This is a genomic window from Prevotella sp. MGM2, assembly GCF_002933955.1.
Taxonomy (GTDB): domain Bacteria; phylum Bacteroidota; class Bacteroidia; order Bacteroidales; family Bacteroidaceae; genus Alloprevotella.
On record NZ_BEWW01000242.1, the window covers coordinates 1 to 5,584 of the forward strand.

The 5,584-nt window shown below is 34.9% G+C and carries 5 protein-coding genes; 2 read left to right on the plus strand and 3 right to left on the minus strand.

All coding sequences use genetic code 11. The annotated features are described in order from the left end of the window. Window positions 1–50 precede the first annotated feature (50 nt). The 3 genes from C5S62_RS05935 to C5S62_RS05945 all read right to left on the minus strand — a co-directional run bounded on the left by C5S62_RS05935 (window position 51) and on the right by C5S62_RS05945 (window position 3,859). On the minus strand, window positions 51–2,297 hold the full coding sequence (locus C5S62_RS05935; RefSeq protein ID WP_104404480.1) for an inorganic phosphate transporter: 2,247 nt from the start codon (window positions 2,295–2,297) through the stop codon (window positions 51–53). A gap of 169 nt (window positions 2,298–2,466) precedes the next feature. Further along, window positions 2,467–2,760, minus strand: coding sequence for a DciA family protein (locus tag C5S62_RS05940; RefSeq protein WP_371411192.1), 294 nt, complete (start codon window positions 2,758–2,760; stop codon window positions 2,467–2,469). Continuing rightward, the gene (locus tag C5S62_RS05945; RefSeq protein ID WP_104404481.1) at window positions 2,747–3,859 is read right to left on the minus strand and encodes a DNA replication/repair protein RecF; all 1,113 of its coding nucleotides are present in this window, start codon (window positions 3,857–3,859) and stop codon (window positions 2,747–2,749) included. Before C5S62_RS05945 ends, C5S62_RS05940 begins: the two co-directional genes overlap by 14 nt. Before the next feature lie 174 nt (window positions 3,860–4,033). Between C5S62_RS05945 and C5S62_RS05950 the strand changes: the two genes are divergently transcribed. Together C5S62_RS05950 and ribH are read left to right on the plus strand one after the other, a co-directional pair. Continuing rightward, window positions 4,034–4,870 (plus strand): tol-pal system YbgF family protein, encoded by an 837-nt coding sequence (locus tag C5S62_RS05950; RefSeq protein WP_104404482.1) that lies wholly within the window; start codon window positions 4,034–4,036, stop codon window positions 4,868–4,870. A gap of 136 nt (window positions 4,871–5,006) precedes the next feature. Beyond that, window positions 5,007–5,498, plus strand: coding sequence for a 6,7-dimethyl-8-ribityllumazine synthase (ribH, locus tag C5S62_RS05955; protein WP_104404483.1), 492 nt, complete (start codon window positions 5,007–5,009; stop codon window positions 5,496–5,498). The last annotated feature ends 86 nt before the right edge of the window (window positions 5,499–5,584 follow it).

The window sequence follows — 5,584 nt, forward strand, 5'->3', positions numbered from 1 at the left end:
AACCGATCAATAAGGGCGTATCGAACGTTCGATACGCCCTTATTGATCGGTTAAACCATTTGAAAACGTTTGCTAGCTCTTAAAAGATGGCGAACCATAGAAATAAGTTCTTGAGTTTCTTGTAGTGTGTTTAGATAAAGCAAAGCAACTTTTATGTTATTATTTTCACGTTGCATATGATCCTGTTGTTGATGGCGTATTTGTGAAATCTGAGCTTTTGTAGAGTTCGCGTCAACAAGTAATTCATCAGCATCCGTAAAATTCCCATTAACAATCATTTGTTGAGTTCGTTGAAGTAACAAATCGACCTCTTTTAGTAATGGACGCATTTCTTCTTGATACTCTTTAGGTAAGGGATTAAAGTTATTATCAACATGCTCTAAAGTTGGTTCTAACATGCGCTTCAAGCAATAAATAATCTGTGTAGAATTATTACATCCTAAATGAAACCATGTATTTTTTTCTACAGCAAGCATATAATCGATTTTACGCATGCCTAATATTTCTTTTCTACGATAACGCTTCCATGTGCTTTTTTGTTCCTCAATAGCATGACCTGCCTGTTTTAACGATTTAATATCCTCATACATGAGACCATTAGTGATATTATGAAAAGTAGAACGTGCAAAGTCTATCATATTAGCTTGAGAACGACGAACATGTTCAACTAATAATCCCCATGTTTGCTGTTTGTCATGACAACGTACCAATTGTCGGAACAGGATATCAACCTCTTCGGCATTTTTCTTTTTCTTGAATTTTCTATTATTATTAATTAAAACTAGGACAAGTACGAGAATCAATAATACCATAGCAAAGATACCACCTACATGATTGAGAAACGCAATGGTTAAACTCATAATAAAAGCGGCTCCAGCTGTGATAAACCAACCACCAATGACAGTAATTACACCTGTAATACGATAAACTGCAGTTTCACGTCCCCAAGCACGATCGGCTAAACTAGTTCCCATTGCAACCATAAAAGCCACATAAGTAGTAGAAAGTGGCAATTGTAATGATGTACCTACAACAATAAGTAAACCCGCTAGAACTAAGTTCACGGAAGCACGTACCAAATCAAATGCAGCACCTTCATCCATATCAATAACATCGGTATTAAAGCGAGTATTGACCCAAGATTTAAAGCCACGTGGTGCATAACGACTTATCGTTGCAGTGGCATTTAAGACACTGCGCACGGTTTTGCGGGCTATTTTTGAAGAACTAAAAACTTCTTCACCATCATCTTGTCGCGAAAGATTAACAGTTGTTTCAACCACTTTTCTTGCTTTCTTGGACATAAATATTGCTGTTGTCATAATTACGCCTGCAACAACTAAAAAATATTGTTTGCCAGGTAACGTTGACGGTCCTGCCAAGACTTCAGCTTTGAAACTATTAGCAGATTGCCCATCACCATTAACTGTAAAATCAATAAAGGCTTCCAAACCAGCCAAAGGAGTACCAATAAAGTTTACCAAATCGTTGCCGGCAAAAGCCATCGCAAGAGAAAATGTACCAAACAAGACTACGACCTTGAAAATATTTACATGTAATAGATGTAGTATTTCCATTAAAATAGTAAAGCAGACCAAACATCCTCCTAATAATAATAATCTGTGACAAGCTATCCAGTCTGAAATACCATAATCTATCAATATTTTCGAATTTTTCAACCCGCTAACTAAAAGAAAGTAGAAAATAGATGTGACAGAGACCCCTCCAAACAAAGCGATACTCCATCTTAAATGTTTTTTGTAATTAAAAGTAAAAACTAAACGAGTAATCCACATTACTATTAGGCCAAAAACAAAAGCGATAGCAACTGAAAGGAATATACCGATAATAACTTGTAAAGCCTTGTCTGTATTAATTAATTGTTCATAAGCCATGCCACTACTCACAATCTTTGACATTGCCAATGCTGTACTACCTCCCAACAATCCAAATACCATAGAAACCGTCGTTGAAGTTGGCATTCCTAACGTATTGAATATGTCTAAAAGAATTACATCAGTAGCAGCTACAGCCAAGAATATGCACATAACGTCATCCAGAGAATAGAACTGCGGGGTCATAATACCATGTCTGGCGATATCCATCATACCACTACTAGTTGAAGCGCCAACAAAAATACCGATTGCAGCAACAATCAAAACAATACGAAATTTAGCAACTTTGGCGCCAACTGCCGGACTTAAGAAATTTACAGCATCATTAGCTACACCTACGGAGAGGTCAAAAACAGCCAATACTATTAGAAATGCTAAAATACAAAGATAAAAGATATCCATACGTGGGAGTGTCTTAAAATTTTTATTCGCTGCAAAGTTAATTCAAACTTTTTATTGTTTACTCTAATTCTCTATTTTTTTACTTAATCTCTTTTTCTGAAGAGATGGCAGACTAAAACAGTATCATTTTACCTAATAAGTAGATACAATAAGAATAATATAATAAATTTTATTTCAAAATAATATCTATAATTACGTTTGCTCCAACTTTAGCATTTAGTTCGTTCACAAATTTGTTTCGCATCATCATCAAATCAGCTCGCAACGCAGGTTGGCTCAATCGTACTATTAATTTCTGATTACTAATATACAAATCAGTTGTGGCAGAAGCTATCAGTTCACCTGCAACTTCTGGCCAAAACTCAATAAGACGATATTCATTTAAGGGAGATTCTAAACCATATAAGCGTAAAAATCTCATTAATACTTCATCAATTGGTTCTGATTTTCTACGTTTCATCATGTTTTTCTACTACAATACCATTTTCCACATAGAATAATTTATATTCATGCTTTGAATTGGCTAAGATACGGTCTAAATGGTCTTTATTTGTGTCTGTAATAAATATTTGCCCAAAATCGTCTCCAGAAACATAATTCACTATTTTCCCAACTCTACCGGCATCCAATTTATCAAATATATCATCCAATAATAATATGGGCGTACGATTTGTTCCTTTTTGTTTAAGAAAAAGGAATTGAGCCAATTTCATCGCAATAAAAAAGGTTTTACTTTGTCCTTGTGAAGCTTCACGTTTGACCGGATAGTCTCCCAATGTCAATAATAAATCATCCTTATGTATTCCATAGAGAGTATGACCGACAATATGCTCTCTAGAACGCTCATTACGCCATATAGCTAATAAATCTCCTCTCATGCAATGTGAAATATAATTAATGTCAGCAACCTCTACATTTGTATTGCATAAATTACAATACAAAGAACGAAAAACAGGTATAAACTCCATTATAAAACTTTGGCGGGCCAAATAAATCACTTGGGCATCCGTAGCCATCATTTGCTCCAAAACTTCCAAAACATCACTATTGAATTCTTCTAGTTTTAGAAGAGAGTTACGTTGCTTCAAGGCTTTTTCATAACGAATTATACAATTCAAGTATTTTTTATCATATTGTGAAATGACAATATCCATAAAACGTCTACGTTCCTCACTTCCACCTGATACCAGCAACGAATCGGAAGGCGAGAGTAGAACTAAAGGAATTTTACCTAAGTGCTCAGAAAAACGTTTATATTCTTTTCCGTTGCACTTAATATGTTTGCGTTGCCCACGTTTCAACCCACAACAAACATTTAATCCCCCCTTCATATTATCTTCATAATCTCCTTGAAGCATGAAGAAATCTCCATCATGTTTTAAATTGAATGTGTCTGATTGATTTAAAGAACTTTTACAAAAAGACAAATAGTAAACAGCATCCAACAAATTTGTCTTTCCCATTCCATTAGCCCCAACAAAACAATTCACATTAGGGGAAAAATCAAGTTCTACTTGAGATATGTTTTTGTAATTTATCGCAGTCAGATGTTTTAGATACATATTGTTTTTTCGCGTTTATACTGGCAAAAATACATCAACCAAACTGTTTCACCAAATTCAGCAGATACAAAAAAGAAGAAGCTATAAAAAAAAGAAGTTTTTATTTCATCAATCAATAGGAAAATATTACTTTTGCTGCCGATTGTCGACTATAAAAAGAAAAATAAATAAATCATGACCAAGCAAACAACAAACACTGAAACTGTAGCCAAGGCTGGATTGGTTCAATCTCTGAGAAACAAACCGACAACAAAATGGTTGTTAATCGCAGTTATTGCCCTTATAGTTTTTATTGGCGGTTATTTCGCTTTCCGGAAATTTTATACCGAACCGAGAGACAATAAAAACCAAACTTTTTTATTAGAGGGAATAGGGCTATTAAATCAGGGCCGACAGGCACAGAGTCAATATGCACAGATGGAAATTCTTCCAGATTCATCTTTGGCTCAAGTGCTTATTTCGCAAGGTGTTATATCTGAAACAACTCCTGATTCTATTAGTATTGCAGTAAAGGAAGCCCGCCAAAGAATGCAGGCACAGGTAAATGATTTATTCAATAAAGCGCTCAAGGGTGACGGCAAGTTTCCAGGCTTTTTGAGAATAGCAAAGGATGGCGGAAAGAGTGGAAATGTTGCTTATTATTTGGCTGGAACTGTCTATTTTAATATGTCACAATATAAAGAAGCTATAAAGCAACTTGAAGAATTTTCTCCAATGAGTGACAATTCTATTTCACCTTTAGTTATTTCAATGTTAGCTAATGCTTATGCTTGTGATAAGCAAATTGAAAAAGCGATTGAAACTTTTAAGAAAGCAGCAAAATTGGCAGACAATGAGGCAATGACTCCCAAATTCCTCTTAGAAGCAGGTAAATTACTTGAAAGCTTGAACAAAAAAGGAGAAGCAAATAAGATTTATCTACAAATAAAAAAAGAATATCCACAATTTGGCCAAACACAAGGTGGGATGATGTCCTCTGAAATTGATAAATATATCGAGCGTACTAAATAAAAGATCTTTGCAGTATATTTAAATAAGAAGAGAATAAAGGACTTGAGTTAGGAAAGAGAAATAAGATAAATATAAAGTCTAAACTGTTTCCTAACTCTTTTTTTATTTTATAAATTCAATCATTCATTTGTTACCAATGTCTACACAAAATTTCAACTTGCTCAACAATATAAAAGCGATTCCCGATACAACCAACATGCGTTTTGGTATTGTTGTAAGTGAATGGAATAATAACATAACAGATATTCTTTTAGAAGGAGCTATCGAAACCCTTAAAGCCAATGGTGTGGATGAAAGCAATATTACAGTTAGTTATGTACCTGGGAGTTTTGAACTGATATATGGTGCAGCCCAAATGATTAAACATGGCTATATTGATGCGGTTATTGCTATCGGCTGTGTTATAAGAGGTGATACTCCTCATTTTGATTATATTTGTGAAGCAACGAGTCAAGGATTGGGACAATTGAATGCAACGAGCGATAAACCAGTGATATTTGGACTCTTAACTGTCAATAGCTTAGAACAGGCACAAGAGCGAGCTGGAGGCCGTTTGGGTAACAAAGGTAATGAATTTGCTATTACTGCAATAAAAATGGCTGATTATGCTTGGCAGTTACAAAAATAATATGTAACTTTGCATCATCAAAAACAAGAAAGGGCAAATACCAGAGTGGCCAAATGGGGCAGACTGTAAATCTGCTGGCTTACGCC

Coding starts and splice junctions, on each gene's coding strand:
- C5S62_RS05945 (WP_104404481.1), bottom strand. CDS start 3,859: ATGTATCTAAAACATCTGACTGCGATAAATTACAAAAACATATCTCAA.
- C5S62_RS05940 (WP_371411192.1), bottom strand. CDS start 2,760: ATGATGAAACGTAGAAAATCAGAACCAATTGATGAAGTATTAATGAGA.
- C5S62_RS05935 (WP_104404480.1), bottom strand. CDS start 2,297: ATGGATATCTTTTATCTTTGTATTTTAGCATTTCTAATAGTATTGGCT.
- ribH (WP_104404483.1), top strand. CDS start 5,007: ATGTCTACACAAAATTTCAACTTGCTCAACAATATAAAAGCGATTCCC.
- C5S62_RS05950 (WP_104404482.1), top strand. CDS start 4,034: ATGACCAAGCAAACAACAAACACTGAAACTGTAGCCAAGGCTGGATTG.